The sequence below is a fragment of the Ruegeria halocynthiae genome (assembly GCF_000743705.1).
Classification (GTDB): Bacteria; Pseudomonadota; Alphaproteobacteria; order Rhodobacterales; family Rhodobacteraceae; genus Ruegeria; species Ruegeria halocynthiae_B.
In genome coordinates this window covers 1075827-1096040 of record NZ_JQEZ01000001.1, presented here as the reverse complement: position 1 = coordinate 1096040, position 20214 = coordinate 1075827, and the positions used below count along the sequence as shown (strand labels likewise).

General features: G+C 59.2%; 18 protein-coding genes and 1 tRNA gene. 9 read left to right on the top strand and 10 right to left on the bottom strand.

Annotated elements, in window-relative coordinates; translation table 11 throughout:
* Nucleotides 1-3: 3 nt before the first annotated feature.
* The 3 genes from JT51_RS05345 to JT51_RS05335 form a co-directional block, all read right to left on the bottom strand.
* Complete coding sequence (locus tag JT51_RS05345) at nt 4-375, bottom strand: ExbD/TolR family protein (RefSeq protein WP_037308706.1); 372 nt, start codon at nt 373-375, stop codon at nt 4-6.
* Nucleotides 376-379: 4 nt separating this feature from the next.
* Nucleotides 380-1282: a MotA/TolQ/ExbB proton channel family protein gene (locus JT51_RS05340; protein WP_419177299.1), complete on the bottom strand. Its 903-nt coding sequence runs from the start codon at nt 1280-1282 to the stop codon at nt 380-382.
* A gap of 603 nt (nt 1283-1885) precedes the next feature.
* Nucleotides 1886-1960, bottom strand: a tRNA-Gln gene (locus JT51_RS05335).
* Between the two features lie 310 nt (nt 1961-2270).
* On the opposite strand from JT51_RS05335, the gene JT51_RS05330 reads away from it, so the two are divergent.
* A complete protein-coding gene (locus JT51_RS05330; protein ID WP_037308703.1) occupies nt 2271-3179 on the top strand; it encodes a haloalkane dehalogenase in 909 nt (302 codons plus the stop codon).
* A gap of 31 nt (nt 3180-3210) precedes the next feature.
* On the opposite strand, the gene JT51_RS05325 is transcribed toward JT51_RS05330, so the two are convergent.
* Nucleotides 3211-3690 (bottom strand): SH3 domain-containing protein, encoded by a 480-nt coding sequence (locus JT51_RS05325; protein WP_051927405.1) that lies wholly within the window; start codon nt 3688-3690, stop codon nt 3211-3213.
* Nucleotides 3691-3870: 180 nt separating this feature from the next.
* Between JT51_RS05325 and JT51_RS05320 the strand changes: the two genes are divergently transcribed.
* The 5 genes from JT51_RS05320 (at nt 3871) to JT51_RS05300 (ending at nt 12200) form a co-directional block, all read left to right on the top strand.
* Complete coding sequence (locus JT51_RS05320; protein WP_037309539.1) at nt 3871-4857, top strand: 2-hydroxyacid dehydrogenase; 987 nt, start codon at nt 3871-3873, stop codon at nt 4855-4857.
* Between the two features lie 54 nt (nt 4858-4911).
* Nucleotides 4912-6705 (top strand): gamma-glutamyltransferase, encoded by a 1794-nt coding sequence (ggt, locus tag JT51_RS05315; protein WP_037308700.1) that lies wholly within the window; start codon nt 4912-4914, stop codon nt 6703-6705.
* Nucleotides 6706-6716: 11 nt separating this feature from the next.
* A complete protein-coding gene (locus JT51_RS05310; RefSeq protein ID WP_037308697.1) occupies nt 6717-8126 on the top strand; it encodes an FAD-binding oxidoreductase in 1410 nt (469 codons plus the stop codon).
* A gap of 97 nt (nt 8127-8223) precedes the next feature.
* Nucleotides 8224-9552 (top strand): hypothetical protein, encoded by a 1329-nt coding sequence (locus JT51_RS05305; RefSeq protein ID WP_037308694.1) that lies wholly within the window; start codon nt 8224-8226, stop codon nt 9550-9552.
* A gap of 140 nt (nt 9553-9692) precedes the next feature.
* On the top strand, nt 9693-12200 hold the full coding sequence (locus JT51_RS05300) for a GcvT family protein (protein WP_037308692.1): 2508 nt from the start codon (nt 9693-9695) through the stop codon (nt 12198-12200).
* 60 nt (nt 12201-12260) lie between these two features.
* Here the strand turns inward: JT51_RS05300 and JT51_RS05295 are convergent, their stop codons facing one another.
* From JT51_RS05295 to JT51_RS05285, 3 genes are all read right to left on the bottom strand, one after another.
* Nucleotides 12261-12596 carry a carboxymuconolactone decarboxylase family protein gene (locus tag JT51_RS05295; protein ID WP_037308690.1) on the bottom strand — a complete coding sequence of 112 codons (336 nt, stop codon included), beginning with the start codon at nt 12594-12596 and terminating at the stop codon, nt 12261-12263.
* 71 nt (nt 12597-12667) lie between these two features.
* Nucleotides 12668-13321, bottom strand: a complete 654-nt coding sequence (locus tag JT51_RS05290; protein ID WP_037308688.1) for a DUF938 domain-containing protein — start codon at nt 13319-13321, stop codon at nt 12668-12670.
* Nucleotides 13318-14391, bottom strand: coding sequence for an NAD(P)/FAD-dependent oxidoreductase (locus tag JT51_RS05285; RefSeq protein ID WP_037308685.1), 1074 nt, complete (start codon nt 14389-14391; stop codon nt 13318-13320). The genes JT51_RS05290 and JT51_RS05285 overlap by 4 nt, the downstream gene beginning before the upstream one ends.
* A 139-nt stretch (nt 14392-14530) precedes the next feature.
* On the opposite strand from JT51_RS05285, the gene JT51_RS05280 reads away from it, so the two are divergent.
* The 3 genes from JT51_RS05280 to JT51_RS05270 all read left to right on the top strand — a co-directional run bounded on the left by JT51_RS05280 (nt 14531) and on the right by JT51_RS05270 (nt 17017).
* A complete protein-coding gene (locus JT51_RS05280) occupies nt 14531-14935 on the top strand; it encodes a hypothetical protein (RefSeq protein WP_235216111.1) in 405 nt (134 codons plus the stop codon).
* Between the two features lie 3 nt (nt 14936-14938).
* A complete protein-coding gene (locus tag JT51_RS05275; protein WP_037308679.1) occupies nt 14939-16171 on the top strand; it encodes an HlyD family secretion protein in 1233 nt (410 codons plus the stop codon).
* A gap of 201 nt (nt 16172-16372) precedes the next feature.
* On the top strand, nt 16373-17017 hold the full coding sequence (locus tag JT51_RS05270) for a hypothetical protein (RefSeq protein WP_037308676.1): 645 nt from the start codon (nt 16373-16375) through the stop codon (nt 17015-17017).
* An 80-nt stretch (nt 17018-17097) separates the two neighbouring features.
* Here JT51_RS05270 and JT51_RS05265 read toward each other — a convergent pair whose 3' ends face one another.
* From JT51_RS05265 to JT51_RS05255, 3 genes are read right to left on the bottom strand one after another with little or no spacing between them, the layout of a single operon-like run.
* A complete protein-coding gene (locus JT51_RS05265) occupies nt 17098-18171 on the bottom strand; it encodes a BMP family ABC transporter substrate-binding protein (RefSeq protein ID WP_037308674.1) in 1074 nt (357 codons plus the stop codon).
* Between the two features lie 34 nt (nt 18172-18205).
* The gene (locus tag JT51_RS05260; RefSeq protein ID WP_037308671.1) at nt 18206-19126 is read right to left on the bottom strand and encodes an ABC transporter permease; all 921 of its coding nucleotides are present in this window, start codon (nt 19124-19126) and stop codon (nt 18206-18208) included.
* 3 nt (nt 19127-19129) lie between these two features.
* Complete coding sequence (locus JT51_RS05255) at nt 19130-20212, bottom strand: ABC transporter permease (RefSeq protein ID WP_037308668.1); 1083 nt, start codon at nt 20210-20212, stop codon at nt 19130-19132.
* Between the last annotated feature and the right edge of the window lie 2 nt (nt 20213-20214).

Sequence of the window (20214 nt, the reverse complement as noted above, 5' to 3'; positions counted from 1 at the left end):
GCGCTACTCCACCAAGACAACCGATGTATATCCGGCGTCACGCAGAGTTTCGGTCACGGTCACGATCCGTTGCAGGGTTGCGCCATCCTTGCCACGCAGGATCAGCATATCCGCAGGGGTCTGCATCAGGGGTGCCAGATCGCCAATAAGGTCGGCCGTCGTGGTCCCGTTCAGCGCCACCGCGTCGGGCAACACATCAATCAAGCGTGGCGGGCCGGTGTATTCCCCACCGGCAGAGGCCAGCGGCAAGGGCAGTGCCGCATCCGCACCAAACCGCGACGCCAGCATGAAAAACACCAGCAACAAAAAGACCACGTCGATCATCGGCGTAAGGCTGGGCTTGCGGCGGGGTTTGGGCGGTGGTGCGAATTGCATCGGCTTATTCCGCGGCCAGATTAAGTTCCCGCGGCTTTATGGATACGAACAGGCGTGTTGCGCCATCTTCGACGTCCCGGCGAATGCGGTCGATCACAGCCTCGAACCAGGTCAACGCCGCCGAGGCCGGGATGGCCACGGCCATACCTGCGGCGGTGGTCAAAAGCGCCTCCCAGATGCCGCCCGCCAAAAGGGCGGGGTCGGCCCGGCTGCCGGAGTGCTGAAGCGCCTGAAACGCGGCGATCATACCCAGAACGGTGCCCAACAGGCCCAGCAAAGGTGCAATTGTTGCGATCAGTTCCAACGCCCGCAAACCCGTTCCGGCGTTGGCGATCTCGCGCTTGGCAACGCGCGAAACCTCTTCGCGGGCGCGGTTCTCAGGCATGTTGTGCAGGGCGAGGATCGCATTTTCCAAAACTTTCGAACGGATGCCCCGGCGGCCCCTGACCGTGGCCAGGGCGGCTTCGGTGTTTCCGACCTCATACAAGTCGACGGCCAATCCGGCCTTGCCACGCGACCATGCACCGATCAGTGCCAACCGCCAGATTTTCCACAAAATCAGTGCAACGGTAATGACCGATAGCGCGGCGATGACCCAGATGGACGGCCCGCCGGTGCGCAGAAAATCGGTTGCCTTGGCCAAAGCACCCTGCGCTGCAGCCAAGAACCCCTCTTGCTGGGGCAATGGGGGCTGTTGGGCCAGCGGTGCGACTTCGGCCACAGTTTCGGTGGCCGGTAGGATGGCGGGTGCCTGTTCGGCAGGGTGTTCACTGCTTGAAAGTGGCGGCGTTTCAATGGCGCTGCCCGGTGCGGGCAGGTTGGGGGTCGCCTGAGAGACCTGCGGCGCGGGCTGGGGCGTCGCGTCTTGCGCAGCAAGGCCCGACGAGGTTACGACAAGTGCCGCCATGATGATCAACAGATGTTTCATGCGCGTGCCGAGGACCAAGGACGATACAAGCGATCCCGCAAAACGTGAGATCGCCACATGCTTTTCAGGCAATGCCGGAAAACCGAAATAAAGCGTCATAGCATTTCTTCTTAGGTTGGACCCGCCAGAGCCGGAGTCATATCCAATTCGTCCAATTCACATGCCGCACCTGCCGGGGTCTTTCAGACGCCACGGCACTGTCAGGACTTGTTTATTGATCGGCTTCTCTGGCTTGATTGCACGTGTTTCATCTTGCGAAACGCAATCTGGCGAATGGGCTGATTTACCCATCTTTCCAGCGACCTAGAATTCCCAACAGTTTTTGTCAACCTATCCGTTGGGTCCAAAAGGCTGCGTACTGGTACATTTATTCGGTGCTTGCATACATCAGGCGCTTGATGTTCCCCTGCCCAATCTTTGCGGCAGCATCATTGGAAATCAGTAACGTGCGCGACAAATCTCTTTCCGGCAGATCGCCGTGGGCAAGCGGCAATTTCTGATCGCAGTTGCTGGTTTCAGGCCTGCGGGCTGCACGGCGTACATCAACCCTTGGTCGACCTGTGGTTCATTTTTCATGAAATATGGCTGGGGTGGTAGGATTCGAACCTACGATACACAGTACCAAAAACTGCTGCCTTACCACTTGGCTACACCCCAACGGTGAGGCGCTGTCTACGATTGTTGGTTGGCGGGTTCAAGACCTTTCCAGCAAAAAAAGAGCAAGGTTTGACATTTTTTTTCGGGACCCGCCGCCGCGTGCATGAACTGCTTTTCTGTCGACATTATCGCTGCGGAAATTGGGTCGGTTCGGAGCCTCAAGGGCTTGATGCTTTGAACCGGGCTGCGGGGCGTGAGATTTCAATGGGGCGTTGCATCGCCGGGGTCATCTCTGTTTCGTGGGGTGACAGGGTCCGGGGCAGCGTGGCACGCTCATCCAGATACCCGTTGTGATTTGAGAAGGTTGGATATGAAAGCTCTACGCACTCCTGATGATCGGTTCGAGGGATTGGCCGATTACCCGTTCACTCCGCATTACACTCAGGTTGATGACACCGAAGGTGGAGGCTTGCGCGTTCACTATGTTGATGAGGGGCCGCGGGATGCCGATCCCGTGCTGATGATGCACGGCGAACCCAGTTGGTCGTACCTTTATCGGCATATGATCGCAGGCTTCGTGGCAAAAGGGCATCGCGCGGTTGCCCCGGATCTGATCGGTTTCGGGCGTTCGGACAAACCGACCGAGCGCGGCGATTATACCTATGAGCGTCACGTCTTGTGGATGGGAGAGTGGCTGCGCGCGGTTGATCTGCGTAACATCACGTTGTTCTGTCAGGACTGGGGTGGGCTGATCGGGCTGCGCCTGTGGGCGGAGATGCCTGACAGATTCGCACGTGTCGTCGTGGGCAATACCGCCTTGCCAACAGGTGATCAGCCATTGGGAGAGGCCTTTGAAAACTGGCAAAAGTTCAGCCAGGACGTTCCGGTGTTCCCTGCAGGGGGTATTCTGAAGGGCGGGACAACTTTGCAGCTGCCGGATGACGTTATTGCAGCCTATGACGCGCCGTTTCCGGATGAAAGCTACAAGGCGGGGGCACGACAGTTTCCGATGCTGGTGCCGGGATCGCCCGATGACCCGGCTGCGGTACCGAACCGCAAGGCCTGGGAGGTGATCCGCAATTTGCAAACCCCTGTTCTGACAGCTTTTGGGGCCGATGATATGGTTATGGCCGGGATTGACAGCGTGTTTCAAAAACTCTGCCCTGGTGCGGTGGGGCAGCCGCATGTGTTGCTGCCGAATGCGGGGCATTTTCTGCAAGAAGATGTCGGGCCTGAATTGGTCAAGGTGACCTGCGAATTCATTGCCCGCACGTCCTGAAACAATGCACTAACGGTTGAGGCGGCGCTGCCTACTCGCGGATTTCAGCGGGGTCCACACCCCAGAGGTTCGATTTCTGCGTCCATCCGCGATAGCCGCCCGCCGATATGTGGCACCATTCCAGATTGCAGGTGCCCAGCCGCGCGACAACACCGGATTCGAATTGGGCGCTGACCTGCGAATTCGGGTCCGGGGTGGTAAAGACTGGCAGCATCTCGGATTCGATCAGAACCGTGCGCACCCCTGACAGCAGGGCGTAGTGAACCCAGCCACCGGCGCCGTCACGATCCTGAACCTTGCGCCAGTTGCCGTATTCCGCCGTAATCTGCAACGGCATCCCGCGTCGTTTGAAGACCCAGTCGATTCGATGGGTCAGCGATGGCCCCCGGCGTACGTTGCCTTCGGCGGCTTTCATCGAAACATACCGTGGCAATGGCAGGTTGGTAACAGGTCCACGCTTGTCCTGCGCGCTGGCAGTCAGGGTGCCAAGTGCGATCAGAAACGCAGACATAATCGCCAAAACCCGGCGTTTTACCGTTAGAATGCCCCTCACTGAACGCCTGCTCTTGTCTCTGTTTATCGGGTTTCGAAAAAAGGTCGACTCAATGCCTTTGGGGTTCTTGTGCCCCGCCTTATCCTGCGCCACGATGCCATGACGCGCAAAGGTTTGCAAAGCAGTGGGAGTGCAAAGGTGCCAAGAGAACGTCTGAGTGTTGTCGTTACGCGACGGTTGCCTGAGGTGGTTGAAACCCGGTTGAGCGAGCTGTTCGATGTACAGCTGCGCGATGATGATACCCCCATGACACGCGAGGAACTGGTTACTGCCGTGCAAAATGCGGATGTCCTGGTGCCGACGGTAACAGATACGATTGATGGCGGCTTGCTGGGGCAGGCGGGCGAGAATCTGCGCCTGATTGCCAACTATGGGGCCGGGGTTGATAACATCGACGTCGCAACCGCCCGACAGCGCGGTATCCTTGTATCGAATACCCCAGGTGTTTTGACTGATGACACGGCCGACATTGCGATGGCGCTGATATTGGCCGTCACACGTCGGATTCCCGAAGGTCTGTCCGTCATGCAGGAAAGCGGTTGGTCCGGCTGGTCACCGAATGCCTTGCTGGGTGGCCGGATCGGTGGCCGCCGTCTTGGCATTCTGGGAATGGGACGTATCGGTCAGGCGGTGGCCCGCCGCGCCGCCGCTTTTGGAATGCAGGTGCATTACCACAATCGCCGCAAATTGCGCCCCGAGACTGAACAGGAACTGAACGCGACTTATTGGGAAAGTCTGGATCAGATGGTCGCGCGGATGGATGTCATCTCGATCAATTGCCCGTCGACCCCGTCGACGTTTCATTTGATGAATGCGCGCCGGTTGAAGCTGATGAAGCCTTCGGCCGTCGTGGTGAACACCTCTCGGGGTGAGGTTCTGGACGAAAACGCGCTGACCCGTTTGATCCGGTCGGGCGATATCGCCGGGGCTGGGCTGGACGTGTACGAACACGGCAATGACGTCAACCCGCGCCTGCGGCAATTGCCGAACGTCGTTCTGTTACCTCATATGGGATCGGCCACGTTGGAAGGCCGGATCGAGATGGGCGAGAAAGTGATCATAAACATCAAGACGTTCGACGATGGGCACCGCCCACCGGATCAGGTCGTGCCATCCATGTTGTAACGCGATCGGGTCTTTCGACCCGTTGCGGCGAAAATCAGTTGTCAGGAGGAAACTATGAAACGGAATCTGATATCGGGATTGTTATTGACAGCCCTGACCTTGGGTGGGGCGTCATTCGCACAGGAAACGGCGGATGCGGTCGCCCCCGAAGGCGCATCGCAAGGCCAGGTTCAGGGCCTGACCGAAGAGGTCATTGCCGCGCTCGAGGCGAAAATGGCCGGTCAGCCGGTCACCTCGCAGAATTGGATGATTGCCGCTGCGAACCCTCTGGCCGTTGAGGCCGGTGCCAAGGTGTTGCGGGCCGGTGGTTCGGCCGCGGATGCGATGGTGGCGGTGCAGGTCGTGCTGGGTCTGGTCGAGCCTCAGTCCTCGGGTCTGGGGGGGGGCGCGTTTCTGGTTTGGTACGATGCCGCAACCGGTAAGCTGACAACGCTGGACGGGCGGGAGACCGCCCCGGTTGAGGCCGACCACAGGCTGTTTCACGACGACAACGGCGAACCACTGAAATTCTTTGACGCGGTGGTCGGGGGGCTGTCGGTCGGCACGCCCGGCACACCTGCCTTGCTGGAAGAGGCACATCGGCGCTGGGGCCGCAGCCCGTGGCCCGGCTTGTTTCAGGACGGGATCGCGTTGGCGGACGAAGGGTTTCTTGTCTCTCCGCGCCTGGCCAACCTTGTCGAGGCGGATGCGGACCGCCTGTCCCGTTTTCCCGCAACAGCCGCGTATTTTCTGCCCGATGGTGAGCCGTTGCATCAGGGACAGCGGCTGACCAACCCGGCCTATGCCGACACCCTGCGGGTTCTGGCCAGTGAAGGGTCAGCCGGGTTCTATGGCGGCGAAATAGCAGCCGGTATCGTCAGCACGGTGCGCAATGCGCCCGACAATCCGGGCGTTCTGTCCGGTGTCGATCTGGCGCTGTATCAGGTGATCGAGCGTGAACCGGTCTGTGCAACCTATCGCACCTATGAGGTCTGCGGCATGGGCCCGCCTTCGTCCGGGGCGCTGACAGTTGGTCAGATTCTGGGCATGTTGGACGGATATGATCTGGCCGCCATGGGCCCCGAGGATGCAAATGCATGGCGTCTGATCGGCGATGCCTCACGCTTGGCCTTTGCGGATCGCGGTCGTTACATGGCCGATCATGATTTTGTCCCGATGCCAACGCAGGGTCTGGTTCATCCCGATTACCTGTCTGATCGTGGTGAGTTGTTGGGCGGCGAGGGCGCGCTGATTGAGGTTGCGCCGGGCAATCCGGAATTCGATCACGCGTCGAACTGGGCGGATGATACCTCGCTCGAGTTGCCGTCGACCTCGCATATCTCGATCGTGGATCAGTTTGGCAATGTGCTGTCGATGACCACGACGATTGAAAACGGGTTCGGGTCGCGGTTGATGACGAACGGTTTCCTTCTGAACAACGAACTGACGGATTTCTCGTTCAGAACCCACAGCGACGGGGTGCCGATTGCCAACCGGCTGGAACCGGGCAAACGCCCGCGTTCGTCGATGAGCCCGACAATTGTCATGCAGGACGGCAAGCCGGTTCTGGCCATCGGATCACCGGGTGGCAGCCGCATCATCGGCTATGTGGCCAAATCCATAATTGCCTGGGCGGATTGGGATATGGATGTGCAGCAAGCGCTGTCGCTGCCGCATCTGGTCAACCGCTTTGGCACATATGACCTTGAACAGGGCACCGCTGCCGAAGGGTTCTCGGACACGCTTATCGAACTGGGGTTCGAGGTGAACCCGCGCGATCTGACATCGGGGCTGCATGCGATAGAAATTGGTGACGCTCTGATCGGTGGTGCCGACCCACGCCGTGAAGGCATTGCGCTGGGCGAGTAAGGAGAACCCATATGGTGCAGGCCACAGCATTGCCGCGAAATGAGGTCGGGATCGAAACGGCGGTCGGCATCCTGAAACAGAAGTTCGGGGACCGCTTGCAAACCGGTCTGGCGATCCGTGAACAGCATGGTCATACGACCACCTGGATCGCCAATCAGGCCCCGGATGCGGTGGTCTTTCCCAATTCGACCGCCGAAGTGTCCGAGATCGTCAAAACCTGCGCCCGGCACAAGGTTCCGGTAATCGCCTTTGGCACAGGCACCTCGCTTGAGGGGCACGTGAATGCACCGGCTGGTGGGATCTCGGTGGATCTGAGCCAGATGGACAAGGTGCTGGCCGTCCATGCCGGGGATCTGGATTGTGTCGTGCAGCCGGGCGTGACACGCGAGGATCTGAATTCCCATCTGCGCGATCAGGGATTGTTCTTTCCCATTGATCCGGGTGCGAATGCATCGCTGGGTGGGATGGCGGCCACGCGGGCCTCGGGCACCAATGCGGTGCGGTATGGCACGATGAAGGACAACATCCTGAGCCTTGAGGCGGTGATGCCGGACGGGCAGATCATCCGCACGGGCCACCGGGCGCGCAAATCCTCGGCTGGATACGATTTGACCCGTTTGCTGATCGGGGCCGAAGGCACGTTGGGCATTATCACCGAACTTACCCTTCGGCTACAGGGTATCCCCGAGGCGATCACCTCGGCGCGGTGTTCCTTTCCGACCGTTGATGCGGCCTGTAAGGCGGTAATGATGACCATCCAGTACGGCGTACCCGTGGCCCGGATTGAGTTGTTGGATGAGCTGTCGGTCAAGGCGGCCAACGCCTATTCGGGACTTAATCTGCCGGAAACGCCACTGCTGCTGCTGGAGTTCCACGGCTCGGACGCTGGCGCGGTTGAGCAGGCGGAAACCTTTGGCCAGATCGCGGATGAGTTCGGTGGCACCGATTTCGCCGCGACCGCAACCACCGAAGAGCGTAACAAGCTGTGGCAGGCGCGGCATGACATGTATTGGGCCAGTCTACAGCTGCGCCCCGGCGCGCGGGGGATTTCCACCGATGTTTGTGTTCCGATCTCGCGTTTGGCTGAATGTGTCACGGCAACGCAGGATAAGGCCAAAGAGCTTGGGCTGATGGCACCGATTGTCGGGCATGTTGGGGATGGGAATTTCCATAGTCTGTTGCTGATCGACATGGAAAACCCCGGTGAAATCGCCGCCGCCGACAAGTTCGTAGGCTGGTTGAACGAGCTTGCGATCTCAATGGATGGGACCTGTACCGGCGAGCATGGTATCGGGCAGGGCAAACGGCCCTATCTGCTGAAAGAGCTTGGCGGCGCCGTTGATTTTATGGCGGTCATCAAACAGGCATTAGATCCCGATAACATCATGAATCCCGGGAAGGTTTTTCTGGATTTGGAGTGATCTGGCAATTTCAGGTTTTTAGAACAGCGTCATATGCCTGCCCTATTTCGGGACTAGGGAACCCCAAAAAGAGCAGTTTTTGATTCCGAGGGTATTTATGGGCGCACTTCGTCTTATCGGCTTTGCATTGATCGTGATTTTGGCTGTTGCGGGCCTCGACTATTACCAACAAGACAAAAAGAACGAAGGAACCCTGACCGCCAGCGGTTATGTGGACACGATCAAGCACCGGTTCGCAATTTTTGACCAAGGGCTGGACGCGGAAAAGGCAGAGCGCGAGCGCGCGAAACGCTGGCGGGCTGGCGGCAAACCGTATTTGCCCGATGCCGGTAACGGCTGGGTGCGCCGTGCGCTTGCGGATGGCGACTATACGCTTGATGCGCGCGAAGGCCCGGGCCTGAACAATGTCAGTGAAGCAGCCCGACCGCTGGCCAGAAATGTCGCTGTGCAGGAGGCTGAGCAGGTGGTCCGGAAGTTGGACCGCACAAGCGTGGTCTACGAAAAAGGGGAACACACGCTTTGGTTGCAGGTTTTGCTCAGGAAAAACGCCAGATCCAACACGCTGACGGGCAGCATCGCGCAATCTGTTGCCTCTTTGGGCCAAGGCGGCAGCGACTACGCCCCCGTCGGGGTGATCGGAGGAGTGGCCTATTTCCAATTCCAGGAAAGCAGATCCAGCGTGATTACGGTAAGTGACCGGGCGTTCTGGGCGATAGTCACTGCGACAATTTCGGATTTAGAGACCGAGCCTGGCTTTGATATCTACAAGGGTACCCTTGGCCTGGGTGAAGAAATCCGATTCAAGATTTACGCTGACGCACCAACCAAAGAGGTGTCAGCGTTTCTTGCCCAGCTTGATTATGATGGGCTGAACGCGCTGCTAAGCAAGCCGGTACCGGGGGTGGGGATCGGCACAATCGCCAACCCGGACAGTGAGTTGGAGCTGGCTGCGAAAATGGCTGAGCTGCGGGCAGAGTTCGTTAAGTTGAGAGGTGAGCTGGCGCGGCTGCGGCTCAACAATATCGACGGGCTGGCGCTGGTTGCTAACTCCTTGGCCAGCCAATATGCGCTGCCGGCGGACACCTTTGACCTGACGGCGAACAACATCAAATCTGCGGATGATCTGGTGCAGACCGGATATCGCCAAGGGCTGATTACACTGATGGAAGGGGAAACCGAACAAGCCAGTTCGGGCGGTGATAACATGTTTGGGCGTCTTTTTGCATCTTTCGGCAGTAAGGAGGCACCCGCTAGCGAAGCCAAGGATGCGGGGTCAGGCGGGTTTTTGGGCGGGTTGAAATCCTACTTCCAGAAAAGCGACTCCGCGCAGGCGCCTGCGGTCCGCGTCAACAAGGACGGGGTAGGTTTTTCGAGCAAATGCGCTTCAAGAGACGCCTTCAAGAAATGCACGTTGACTGGCGGCTAAAAGCTTCGCTCGCCAGATGAAAAACGACTCTCGCAGGTTTGGGGGTCGTTTTTTTCATATCACTGGTCGGATGAATGTCGCGCCGAGGGGTTCAATTGCGCCATATGGTGGCAACTGAATTCAAGGGGAGACGCCCGGTTATGAAAACCCAAGTCAAAGCATTGGTTGTTGGCGGCGGCGCCATTGGAACCTCGATCGCCTATCACCTGGCCAAGGCGGGCTGGGACGATGTGATGCTGATCGAGCGGGATGAGCTGACGTCGGGCTCGACTTGGCACGCGGCGGGTCTGTTGCCGTTGTTCAACATGTCGTATGCGACGACGCATATCCACAAATACTCGGTCGATTTCTACAAGCAGCTTGAGGACGAAACCGGCCTGAATGCGGGGTTCGCTGTGGTTGGCAACCTGCGCATGGCGCAGACGGATGAGCGTATGGACGAATATATGCTCTACGCGTCCACAGCCGAAACCTGTGGGGTGCCGTATCAGTGGCTGACCCCGGATGAGATCAAGGAACGCTGGCCCCTGATCAAGACCGAAGACCTGAAGGGTGCATTGTACCATCATACCGACGGTTACATTAACCCCGCTGACGTGACCCAGGCGATGGCTAAAGGCGCACGCCAGCACGGGGCAGAGATCGTGCGCAAGCTGCAGGCGGATGAATTCCACTGGACCGGCACCCATTGGGAGGTCACTTGCACCAAGATGGTTGAAAAAGGCGGTAACCTGATTGAAAGCGACGAAAAAATCGTGATCACCGCCGAACATGTCGTGACCGCCAGCGGCAACCACGCGCAGCGCACCGCGAAAAAGCTGGGCATCAAGATCCCCGCAATCCCGGTCGAGCACCAGTTCATCGTCACCGATGTTGACACCTCGCTGAAGGCCTGGCGCGATGAGGGCAACCCCGAACACCCGGTGATCCGTGATGCCGATGCGCAATCTTACGTTCGCGAAGAACGCGGCGGCTGGATTCTGGGTGTCTATGAAAAGAACGCGCCTGCCTGCTTTGAGCATGGCGTTCCGGACAGCTTCCGCGCCGATCTGTTCCCGCTGGATCTTGAGCGGATCGAAGACCAATATATGGCGATGATCCACCGGATGCCGTCGTGCGAAGAAAGCGGCCTGAAAGACGATTTCAACGGCCCGATCTGCTATACCCCCGACGGTAACCCGCTGGTGGGCCCGGCGCCGGGTCTGCGCAACATGTGGCTGGCCGAGGGCTTTAGCTTTGGCATTACTGCCGCGGGCGGCACCGGGTATTATCTGGCGCAGATGATGGTCGATGGCGAGGCCGAGATCGACATGGCCTCGCTGGATCCCAAGCGGTATTCCAGCAACTGGATGACGACTGAATTCGCGGCGCGCAAGAACGAGGAATGCTACGATCACGTCTACATCCTGCACCACCCGGATGAGGAACGCCCGGCAGCGCGTCCTTTGCGGACCGCACCAGCCTATGACCGTCAAAAGGCACGCGGTGCGCAATTTGGTTGGGTTAACGGGTGGGAACGCCCGAACTACTACGGCCCGCTGGACGCGCCCGAGAACTTTGACCATGACGCGCGGTCTTTCCGTCGGGGTGGCTGGTGGCAGCACGCCGTAGACGAGGCCAAAGCGATCCGTGAGGGCGTTGGCCTGATCGACGCGACAGCCTTTTCCAAACATGTCGTCAAAGGCCCCGGTGCAACCCGGTTCCTGGATTGGTTCACCTGTAACAAGCTGCCCAAGGTCGGGCGCATCAACCTGACCTATGCGCTGACCTCGCATGGCACCACCCGCACTGAATACACCATCGTCCGCAATGGCGAGAACAATTACTACCTCGTCTCGGCCGGTGCCTGGACCGAATATGACGCTGATTTCCTGCGCAAGGCGGCCGAAGACAAGATGGAGGAGTTTGGGTACATCGAGATCCAGGACGTGACCACCCAGTGGGGCGTCTTTGCCATCGCCGGACCCAAGTCGCGTGACGTTCTGAAAGAAGTCATCAAAGACGCCGATCCGGAAACCGCGCTGTCCAACAAGCGCTTCCCATGGCTCTCGGCGCGTCAGATCGAACTGGGCATGTGTCCGGTCAATGCGATCCGCGTGGCCTATACGGGTGAGCTGGGCTGGGAACTGCATCACCCGATGGAAATGCAGAATTACCTGTTCGACCTGCTGGAAAAGGCGGGTGAAAAGCACGGCATGAAACTGGTTGGCGCGCGTGCCCAGAACTGGCTGCGGCAGGAGAAATCTTATCGCGCCTTCGGCAACGAACTGGGCCGCGACGCCAACCCGCTGGAGGCTGACCTGCCGCGCTTTGTCGACCTGAACAAAGAGTTCCACGGCAAGGACAAGATGGTCGAAACCGGCGTGCGCGTGAAATGCTGCACCCTGCTGATCGACGGGCCGGACGATGCCGACCCTTGGGGCCGCGAAGTGTTGTATACTCTGGATGGCGAGCGTGTCGGGCGTCTGACTTCGGGCGGGTATTCGGTGGCTTTTGGGAAATCCATCGGCATGGGGTATGTGAAACCCGATCTGGCGGTGGAAGGCACCAAGCTGAAGGTCAAAATGCAGGACAAGTTGTGGGATGCGGTCGTGACCTGCGACAGCCCCTATGACCCGAAGAACGAGGTCATCCGCAAGGACGGCTGATACCTGTCAAAAGGGCGGCCCCAGAGACGGAGCCTCCTTGCCAAGCCTGCCTATGGCTCTTTATGCGCTGAGTTCGTCAAAACACTCCAACGCTTTGGCCGCATACATCATGGACGGCCCGCCACCCATCTGAATGGCCATGGCCAGAACGTCCGACACCTCGTCCCGGGTGGCCCCTGCTTTGATCAGGGCCTCGGTGTGCAAGGTAATGCAGGGTTCGCACCGGACAGCGATCGACATCCCCAGCGCGACGTATTCCTTGGTTTTGTAATCCAGTGTCCCGCCTTCTTTCACGGCCTTTCCCAACGCACCAAACGCGCGTGTCGTATCAGGGATCGAGCCATTGAGATTGCGCAACCCCTTGCGGGTCGCCAACAGCTTTTCTTGCCATACCATTGAGAGTTTCCTTCATCATATACAGTAAATGGAATATGAATCAGAAACCCCCTGTCCGGCTTTGATCTTGATCAGGTGGCGCGGGCCTTGGCGATGAATGCCAGATTGTTTGCAGGCATCTCAATCACCTCAATGACGTCCAGTCCCTGATCCGACATCAGGGCCGCGATGTTTTCATCGTTTTTATAACCGATCTCGGGGTCTTGAAAAACCAACGCTTCGTGGAACCGTTTGTCCCCGTCGCTGGTCAATTGCTCTGCGCGTTTGAAGGGGCCGTATAGAACAAACCTGCCGCCGGGGGACAGCGCCCTTGCGGTTTCGGACACAAGCGTGCGGGTTTCATCCCAACTGATGAGGTGGACCAGATTTATCAGGACAATCAAATCGAGCCCGCCGAACTGCCGGTGCCATCCGGCGGCAGTTGCGTCCAGGTCGGCAGCGGCTGCAACGTTGGGCAATTCCGCCGTATAGGCGTTGATGCTATCGCGCCGGTCTGGCGCGATTTCGGTTGGCTGCCATTCCAGACCGGGCAAGCGTTGGGCAAAGGCGCTGATGTGCTGCCCTGTGCCGCTGGCGATTTCAAGGGCATGGCCCGTTGGCGGGGCCCATTGGGCCAACAGATCGCACAGCGCATCCGCATTGCGGGTTGCTGCGGGGGCGATCATGCGCCCGCCCTGGCCCTCGGTCGCGACGCTGGCGTTTGACGGGAGGTTTCGTTTGCTCATGAACGCAGTCTTTCAGGTCTAAGGGCCGCAACGCTTGCGTCATCCAGATCCGGTGCCGCACCCGTTGCCAGATCGGCGACCAGTTTCGACGCAGCCGGAGCGGTTTGAAACCCGTAACCGCCCTGACCGGCGGACCAAATAAAGCTGGGATCGGCCGGATCAGGCCCCAGCACCAAAGTCCCATCCGGGGCAAAGCTGCGCAAGCCTGCCCAATTGGCCTCGACCCGCGTTACGGGTTCCGTGACCATCGCTTCGTAGCGGGCCAGCCCTTCGGCCAGCACCATGTCGTCGGCATAGGCGTCCTGCGGCGCGACCGGATCCGCCTCGGCCGGGGAAACCAGCAGCTTGCCCGCGTCGGGTTTGGCGTACCACGTTTCGCCAACGCCCAAGATCATCGGCCAGCCCCGGACATCATGCCCACCCGGTGCCGGAATACGTGCCATCGACCTGCGCCGGGGGATGATGCCTATCGGCGCGATCCCGGCCATCATCGCGATTTCATCAACCCAAGGACCTGCGGCATTCACTATGGCGCGGGCATGGTAAACGGTTCCGGCCTTGACCGTCCAATGTGTGGTCTTGCTTAGGTCGGTGACTTTATGGCCGGTCAGGACCTCTCCGCCGTTGCCGCGGATGGTGCGGGCGAAATCCTGCAACAGCCTGTCGGTGTCTATATCAAACGCCGCGTCGCTGATGGCCGCAAAGCCCACCGCATCAGGGTCAAGGATTGGAACCCGCGCAAAGGCGTCCGACTTGGGAATGACCTGCATGTCCAAGTCACGCGCGTCCTGTTCGAACTCCCGCGCCTGATCCTTGCCACCCACCAACATCAGGCCGCGAGGGGTCAGGTATCCGCCGTTTTCGGATCGCAAGTAAGCGGCGCTCGCCTGGCTTAATGCAACAACGGCGTGGGGGCCGTAACTTCCTTCGAACAGGGCAGCCGATCGCCCCGACGCATGGAACCCCAGTGCGTCTTCCGCCTCGAGAACGGTGACGGTTCCGTGGCGGGACAGGCGCGCACCCGCGCTGAGCCCGGCAATGCCGCCGCCGATGACCAGAAAATCAATCATTTAGCCCCTTACAACCGGCAAGCGGTTCATTGGTTGTTTGTGCACCAAAATGTCTCTTGGTGGCACCAGAACTTTAAGCAGGCTTGAATTTGCGCATCAACCCATCCAAACAAGAAGCAAGCAATAACAGGAGGGCAGGGTGAGTACCGCAGATCTACACCCGATGGCCACAGGACATATCCCGTCCTACGTGACCCAGGCGGACGGCAGCGATTTTCTTTTGACGTTCATGTTTGTTTTTACCGTGCTGGTGATCATTCTGATCGGGGTGGGCTATTTCACCCTGCATTCGATCCCCGAAAAGATCGCGCATGAATCCAATCACCCTCAGTTTCAGCTTGTCGGCATTCTGGCGCTGCTGGCGTTGTTCACCCACAACGGCCTGTTCTGGGTCGCCGCCGTTCTGGTGGCCGGGTTCCAGTTCCCCGACGTCGCGGCACCTTTGCGGGCCATTGCGGATGCGATCCGATCTTTGGGTAACCCCCAAGCCGCCGATCCCACCCCGGCTGAGCCGTCCGAACCCACCGCGCAGCAGGAGCAGTAAGATATGCTTGAGACATTGATGTGCGCGCTGGTGACGGTGCTGCCCGACTATCTGTACCGCCGCTTCGTGCAGGGCAAACGGATCGGGCATGAGATCACGCTGTTCACCATGTGGTACGAGTTGCGGTGGGGTCTGACCACCTGCGCCATTCTGGCGCTGACCGTGATCACCACGCTGTTCTATTTCCATCCGGCCAGCAAAACCGCCGCGTCCTATTTCCGTACCGTCACGATCCTACCCCAACTGGGCGGGCGCGTGTCCGAGGTCTATGTCAGCAACAACCAGCAGGTTGTGGCCGGGCAGCCGATTTTCCGGATCGAGGATTTCACCCAAACCGCCATGGTCGAGGCCGCACATGCCGGGATCGCACAGGTCCAGGCCTCGTTGAAAGTGGCGGAAACTGACCTGGCAGAGGCCGAGGCTGGAATTGCCGGTGCCCGCGCCGCGCTGGACCAGTCGCTTGAGGATCTGGAGCGCAACACGACCCTGCGCGACGAAGGGTCAAGCGCTGTGCGTCTGGCCGAGATCGACAGGCTTGAGAACCTGGTGGCCGAGCGCGAGGCGAAACTGGTGGCCGCGCAGTCGCAGCGGGCCGCTGTCGTGCAACAGATCGAGGAACTGATCCCCGCCCAACTGGCCAGCGCAAACGCGCAGCTGGATGCCGCCCTGACCGAGTTGGACAAGACCGTGATCAGCGCCGGTGTGACGGGGCGTGTCGAACAGTTCGGCCTGCAGGTTGGCGACTATGTCAGCCCGCTGTTGCGCCCTGCGGGGATTCTGGTGCCGTCCTCTTCGGGCCATAACCGGTTTCAGGCCGCATTCAACCAGCTGTCTGCGCAGGTCATCAAGCCCGGCATGATCGGAGAGCTGGGCTGCATGACCAAACCCTTCACCGTGATCCCGGTTGTTGTGGTGCAGGTGCAGGACGTGATCCCATCCGGGCAAATCCGCCCTACGGATGAATTGCGCGATGTGCAGACCAACAACAACCCGGGCTCGATTCTGGTGTATATGGAGCCGCTTTACAAAGGTATGGCCGATGATATCCCGCCGGGCAGCAACTGTCTGGCCAATGTCTACACCGACAATCACGAGCGGTTGGAGCATGAGGATCTGGGATTTTGGGAGGGCGCATTCCTGCACGTCGTGGACACGATTGGTGTTGTGCACGCCGCAGGCCTGCGTCTGCGTCTGATCCTGATGCCGGTGAATACACTGGTTCTGAGCGGGCATTGAAACTGCGCCACCGTATCTGTCTAAACGGTGTTGCGCAGTCGCCAAACAGATGATTTGGGGCACCCGGTACCGCCGGGTGCCGTTTTGCTTTCTTGATTAATGTTGAACCGGATTTACGCAGTGTCTGTGGTTATGCATATTCGATGCAATGCAAGGCCCGGATTTCGATCCAATTCAACAACGAACGGAGAGCAGGGACAGATGCGCGTAATTCGAAAGTTTATACTCCTGACGACCAGCCTTTTGATACTTGGGGCATTTACGCCACTGGGGGCGTCGGCGCAGGTTGCACAGTGGAACCAGGTTGTGACGGACCCCAAGTTGCAAAAATCCATGCATCGGGCAATCCGTGAAGTCGCCACCGAGTATGTAAACGAGTTGGATGAGGCCGGAATTGCCGGTGCAATTGCCTTTGTCGACACCCAGCTTGATTACCCATTGCAGTTGTCATCAACGAATTTCCGGCACTTGAACCTGAACGCGTTGCAAGCCAAAGCAGCCTACGTGATCACGTATCAGGCCAAGACCAGTGCCGGCGTAAACGTCACGGTGGCGCCCGCCGCCCCGGCGGGGATCGGTTTGACCGGAGGCTACGGCGGCCTTCCCGGACCAGGCCGTGTTCAATCCGGCGGTCACGGTGAAATTCCGGGTGATGGCGCGATGATGCTGTGTCCGATCAACAAGGCCGGGCTAGAGTTCATGTCTGGTGTCATTACCCTGGCCAGCCTTGATGAAACCGGACAGTTCCGCACGCAGCAGGATGGCACGGATATCATCAGGCTTCACGGTGAAATCCTGCGGCGAACCTATGAATATTACGGGCACAATCCTGCTGAGGGTGAATAAAGGGTTCCAAGCAATCGGGCGATAGATACAAAAAAAGGCCCGCGGTTAAGCGGGCCTTTTTCAAAAAGAAATTACTCGCGTTATTGCGGGATTTCGCCTTGCAGCCCTTCGACATAGAAGTTCATGCCCGCCAGCGTGCCGTCATCGGCGGTCTCGCCCTCGGCCAACCAGTCACTGCCGTCCTGCTTTTTCAGCGGACCGGTGAAGGGATGGTATTCACCAGCAGCCATTGCGGCCTTCATTGCCAGCGCTTCTTCCTTGATGTCGGCGGGAACAGAGTCGGAAATCTCGCCGATCTCAACCATGCCTTCCTTGATGCCGTCCCAGGTGTTCACGGTCTCCCACGACCCGTCCATGACGGCCTGGGTACGCGCGATATAGTAGGGCGCCCAGTTGTCGATGATCGAGGACACGCGCGGGAACGGAGCGTATTCGCTCATGTCCGAGGCCTGGCCGAAGGTGATGACGTTGCCTGCCTCTTGCGCAGCCGCTTGCGGCGCGGTCGAGTCGGTGTGCTGCAGGATCACATCCGCGCCCTGTTCGATCAGAACGGTGGCGGCGTCGGCCTCTTTCGCCGGGTCGAACCAAGTATAAGCCCAGATGATCTTGAACTCGACATCAGGGTTTACTTTCTTGGCGTGGACATAGGCCGAGTTGATACCACGGATCACTTCGGGGATCGGGTAGGACCCGATATATCCGATGACATTCGATTTGGTCATTTTACCGGCGATATGCCCCTGAACGGCGCGGCCTTCATAGAAGCGTGCCGAATAGACCGAAACGTTGTCGGCTGTCTTGTAGCCGGTCGCGTGCTCGAACTTTACGTTCGGGAACTTCTTGGCCACGTTGATGGTCGGATCCATGTAACCGAACGAGGTGGTAAAGATCAGATCCGCGCCTTCCAGCGCCATCTGGGTCATCACGCGTTCTGCATCCGGGCCTTCGGGTACGGATTCAACGAACACGGTCTCGACCTTGTCGCCAAACTCTTCCTCGACCGCCAGACGGCCCTTGTTGTGTTCATAGGTCCAGCCGCCATCGCCCACCGGGCCGACAAAGACGAACCCGACTTTGGTTTTGTCTTCGGCCATGGCGCTTGTCGCCAGACCCAGCGCCATGGCGGCGCTTGCCAGAAGTGAAGTGAATTTCATGTGTTACTCCCCAAGTTGGTTGTATTGGCCCCGTCTAATGCGAGGCGTGGAAAATCCGGCCCAGTGAGGCAGGCGCGCTGCTCTTGTCGGCCGAAAGGATCACAAGCACAAGGATCGTGATGATATAGGGCGACATTGCCAGATACTCGACCGGGATGGCAACGCCCGCCGCCTGCAAATTCAGCTGCAACACAGTGATACCGCCGAACAAATACGCCCCCAGCAAAGCGCGCCATGGCTTCCAGCTGGCGAACACGACCAGCGCAAGCGCGATCCAACCGACGCCGGCGGTCATACCTTCGGTCCATTGGGGCACGCGGATCAGGCTGATGTAGGCTCCGCCAAGGCCCGCGCAGGCCCCGCCGAACAGGATCGCCATGATGCGGATCTTGATGACCTTATAGCCCAGCGCGTGCGCGGCATCGTGGTTTTCACCGACCGCGCGCAGGATCAGCCCGACACGGGTGTATTTCAGCACGGCCCAGACGGTGGCGGTCAGGGCGATACCGACATAGAGGATCGGATCATGCTGGAACAGGATCGGGCCAATGACGGGAATATCGCTGATCACAGGGATGTGGATATCGCCCATGCTGGGCGGTTTGACCCCAACATAGCTTTGGCCAAGAAGGGCGCTGAAGCCCAGGCCGAACAAGGTCAGCGCCAGACCGCTGGCCACCTGATTGGCCAGCGCCACCTGTGTCAGCAAGACGAACAGCAGGGACAGAACCGCGCCACCAATGGCCGCCGCGATAAAGCCCAGCCAGGGTGATCCGGTCTCGACCGAGATCGCAAAGCCGCTGATTGCGCCGACGATCATCATGCCCTCGACACCAAGGTTCAGAACACCAGCTTTTTCGACGACCAGCTCTCCGATCGCGGCCAGCAGCAGGGGGGTTGCGGCCACCATCAATGAGGCCAGCAGAAGTACGGGATTGATTTCACCAAGGTCCATGGGTCACGCCACCTCTCTACGGGCCGCACGGATGCGGTAGTTTGTCAAAAGATCGAAAGCCAGCAGGAAGAACAGCAACATGCCCTGAAACACCTGAATGGCTGCGGCTGGCAAGCCCAGCTGGGATTGCGCGATTTCGCCACCGATATAGGTCAGCGCCATCAACCCGCCCGCCAGCAGAATGCCCACGGGATGCAGACGGCCCAGAAAGGCCACGATGATCGCGGTAAAGCCATAGCCCACGTTAAAGTCGATGCTGACTACGCCGGATGGGCCGGACACCTCGAACATACCCGCCAGCCCGGCCAGTGCGCCGGACATTCCCAGACAGAACAGGATCAGGCGCGCAGGATTGACACCCGCGAACTTCGCGGCCCGGGGGGCCTCGCCGGTCAGTCTGATGTGAAAGCCCAGCATGTGGCGGTTCAGCAGCACATAGGCAAAGATCACGGCGATCAGGGCCGTCACGACACCCCAGTGCATCCCCGAACCGGCAATCAACTCGGCATTATGCGCGCTTTCATAAGATTGCAGGTTGCGCGAGCCGGGAAAGCCGAACCCTTCGGGGTTTTTCAGCAGACCCAATGAGACCGAGGCCAGCATCTGCTCGGCCACATAGACCAGCATCAGCGAGACAAGGATTTCATTGGTGCCAAAGCGCACCTTCAGAAAGGCCGGGATCATCGCCCAGAGACAGCCGCCGATGGCCCCCGCAATCACCATGATCGGAAAGACATACCAGGCGTCCAGCGGATAAAACGCCAACCCAGCTGCGGCACCGAAAATGGCGCCCATGATGTATTGCCCCTCGGCCCCGATGTTCCAGATACCGGCGCGAAAGCCCAGCGACAGACCAATGGCGATCAGAACCAGCGGGGCCCCTTTCACCAGCAATTGCGGGCGATAGTAAAAGGCGAATTCACCGAACAGCGGCTCCCAAAAGATGGTGCCGATGGCCTGAACCGGGTTCTTGCCTAATACGGCAAACAGGATGCCGCCACACACCATTGTCGCCAGTACCGCCACCAAAGGGGTCGCATAAGACCATGCCTTTGACGGCTGAGGCCGTTTCTCCAACACAATCATCT

Bases quoted from the DNA above. Each gene is read 5' to 3' on its own strand.
- JT51_RS05305 (WP_037308694.1), top strand. From the start codon at position 8,224: ATGGGCGCACTTCGTCTTATCGGCTTTGCATTGATCGTGATTTTGGCT.
- JT51_RS05285 (WP_037308685.1), bottom strand. From the start codon at position 14,391: ATGATTGATTTTCTGGTCATCGGCGGCGGCATTGCCGGGCTCAGCGCG.
- JT51_RS05290 (WP_037308688.1), bottom strand. From the start codon at position 13,321: ATGAGCAAACGAAACCTCCCGTCAAACGCCAGCGTCGCGACCGAGGGC.
- JT51_RS05270 (WP_037308676.1), top strand. From the start codon at position 16,373: ATGCGCGTAATTCGAAAGTTTATACTCCTGACGACCAGCCTTTTGATA.
- JT51_RS05300 (WP_037308692.1), top strand. From the start codon at position 9,693: ATGAAAACCCAAGTCAAAGCATTGGTTGTTGGCGGCGGCGCCATTGGA.
- JT51_RS05255 (WP_037308668.1), bottom strand. From the start codon at position 20,212: ATGATTGTGTTGGAGAAACGGCCTCAGCCGTCAAAGGCATGGTCTTAT.
- JT51_RS05295 (WP_037308690.1), bottom strand. From the start codon at position 12,596: ATGGTATGGCAAGAAAAGCTGTTGGCGACCCGCAAGGGGTTGCGCAAT.
- JT51_RS05330 (WP_037308703.1), top strand. From the start codon at position 2,271: ATGAAAGCTCTACGCACTCCTGATGATCGGTTCGAGGGATTGGCCGAT.
- JT51_RS05310 (WP_037308697.1), top strand. From the start codon at position 6,717: ATGGTGCAGGCCACAGCATTGCCGCGAAATGAGGTCGGGATCGAAACG.
- JT51_RS05345 (WP_037308706.1), bottom strand. From the start codon at position 375: ATGCAATTCGCACCACCGCCCAAACCCCGCCGCAAGCCCAGCCTTACG.
- JT51_RS05275 (WP_037308679.1), top strand. From the start codon at position 14,939: ATGCTTGAGACATTGATGTGCGCGCTGGTGACGGTGCTGCCCGACTAT.
- JT51_RS05260 (WP_037308671.1), bottom strand. From the start codon at position 19,126: ATGGACCTTGGTGAAATCAATCCCGTACTTCTGCTGGCCTCATTGATG.
- JT51_RS05325 (WP_051927405.1), bottom strand. From the start codon at position 3,690: ATGTCTGCGTTTCTGATCGCACTTGGCACCCTGACTGCCAGCGCGCAG.
- JT51_RS05340 (WP_419177299.1), bottom strand. From the start codon at position 1,282: ATGGCGGCACTTGTCGTAACCTCGTCGGGCCTTGCTGCGCAAGACGCG.
- JT51_RS05265 (WP_037308674.1), bottom strand. From the start codon at position 18,171: ATGAAATTCACTTCACTTCTGGCAAGCGCCGCCATGGCGCTGGGTCTG.
- ggt (WP_037308700.1), top strand. From the start codon at position 4,912: ATGAAACGGAATCTGATATCGGGATTGTTATTGACAGCCCTGACCTTG.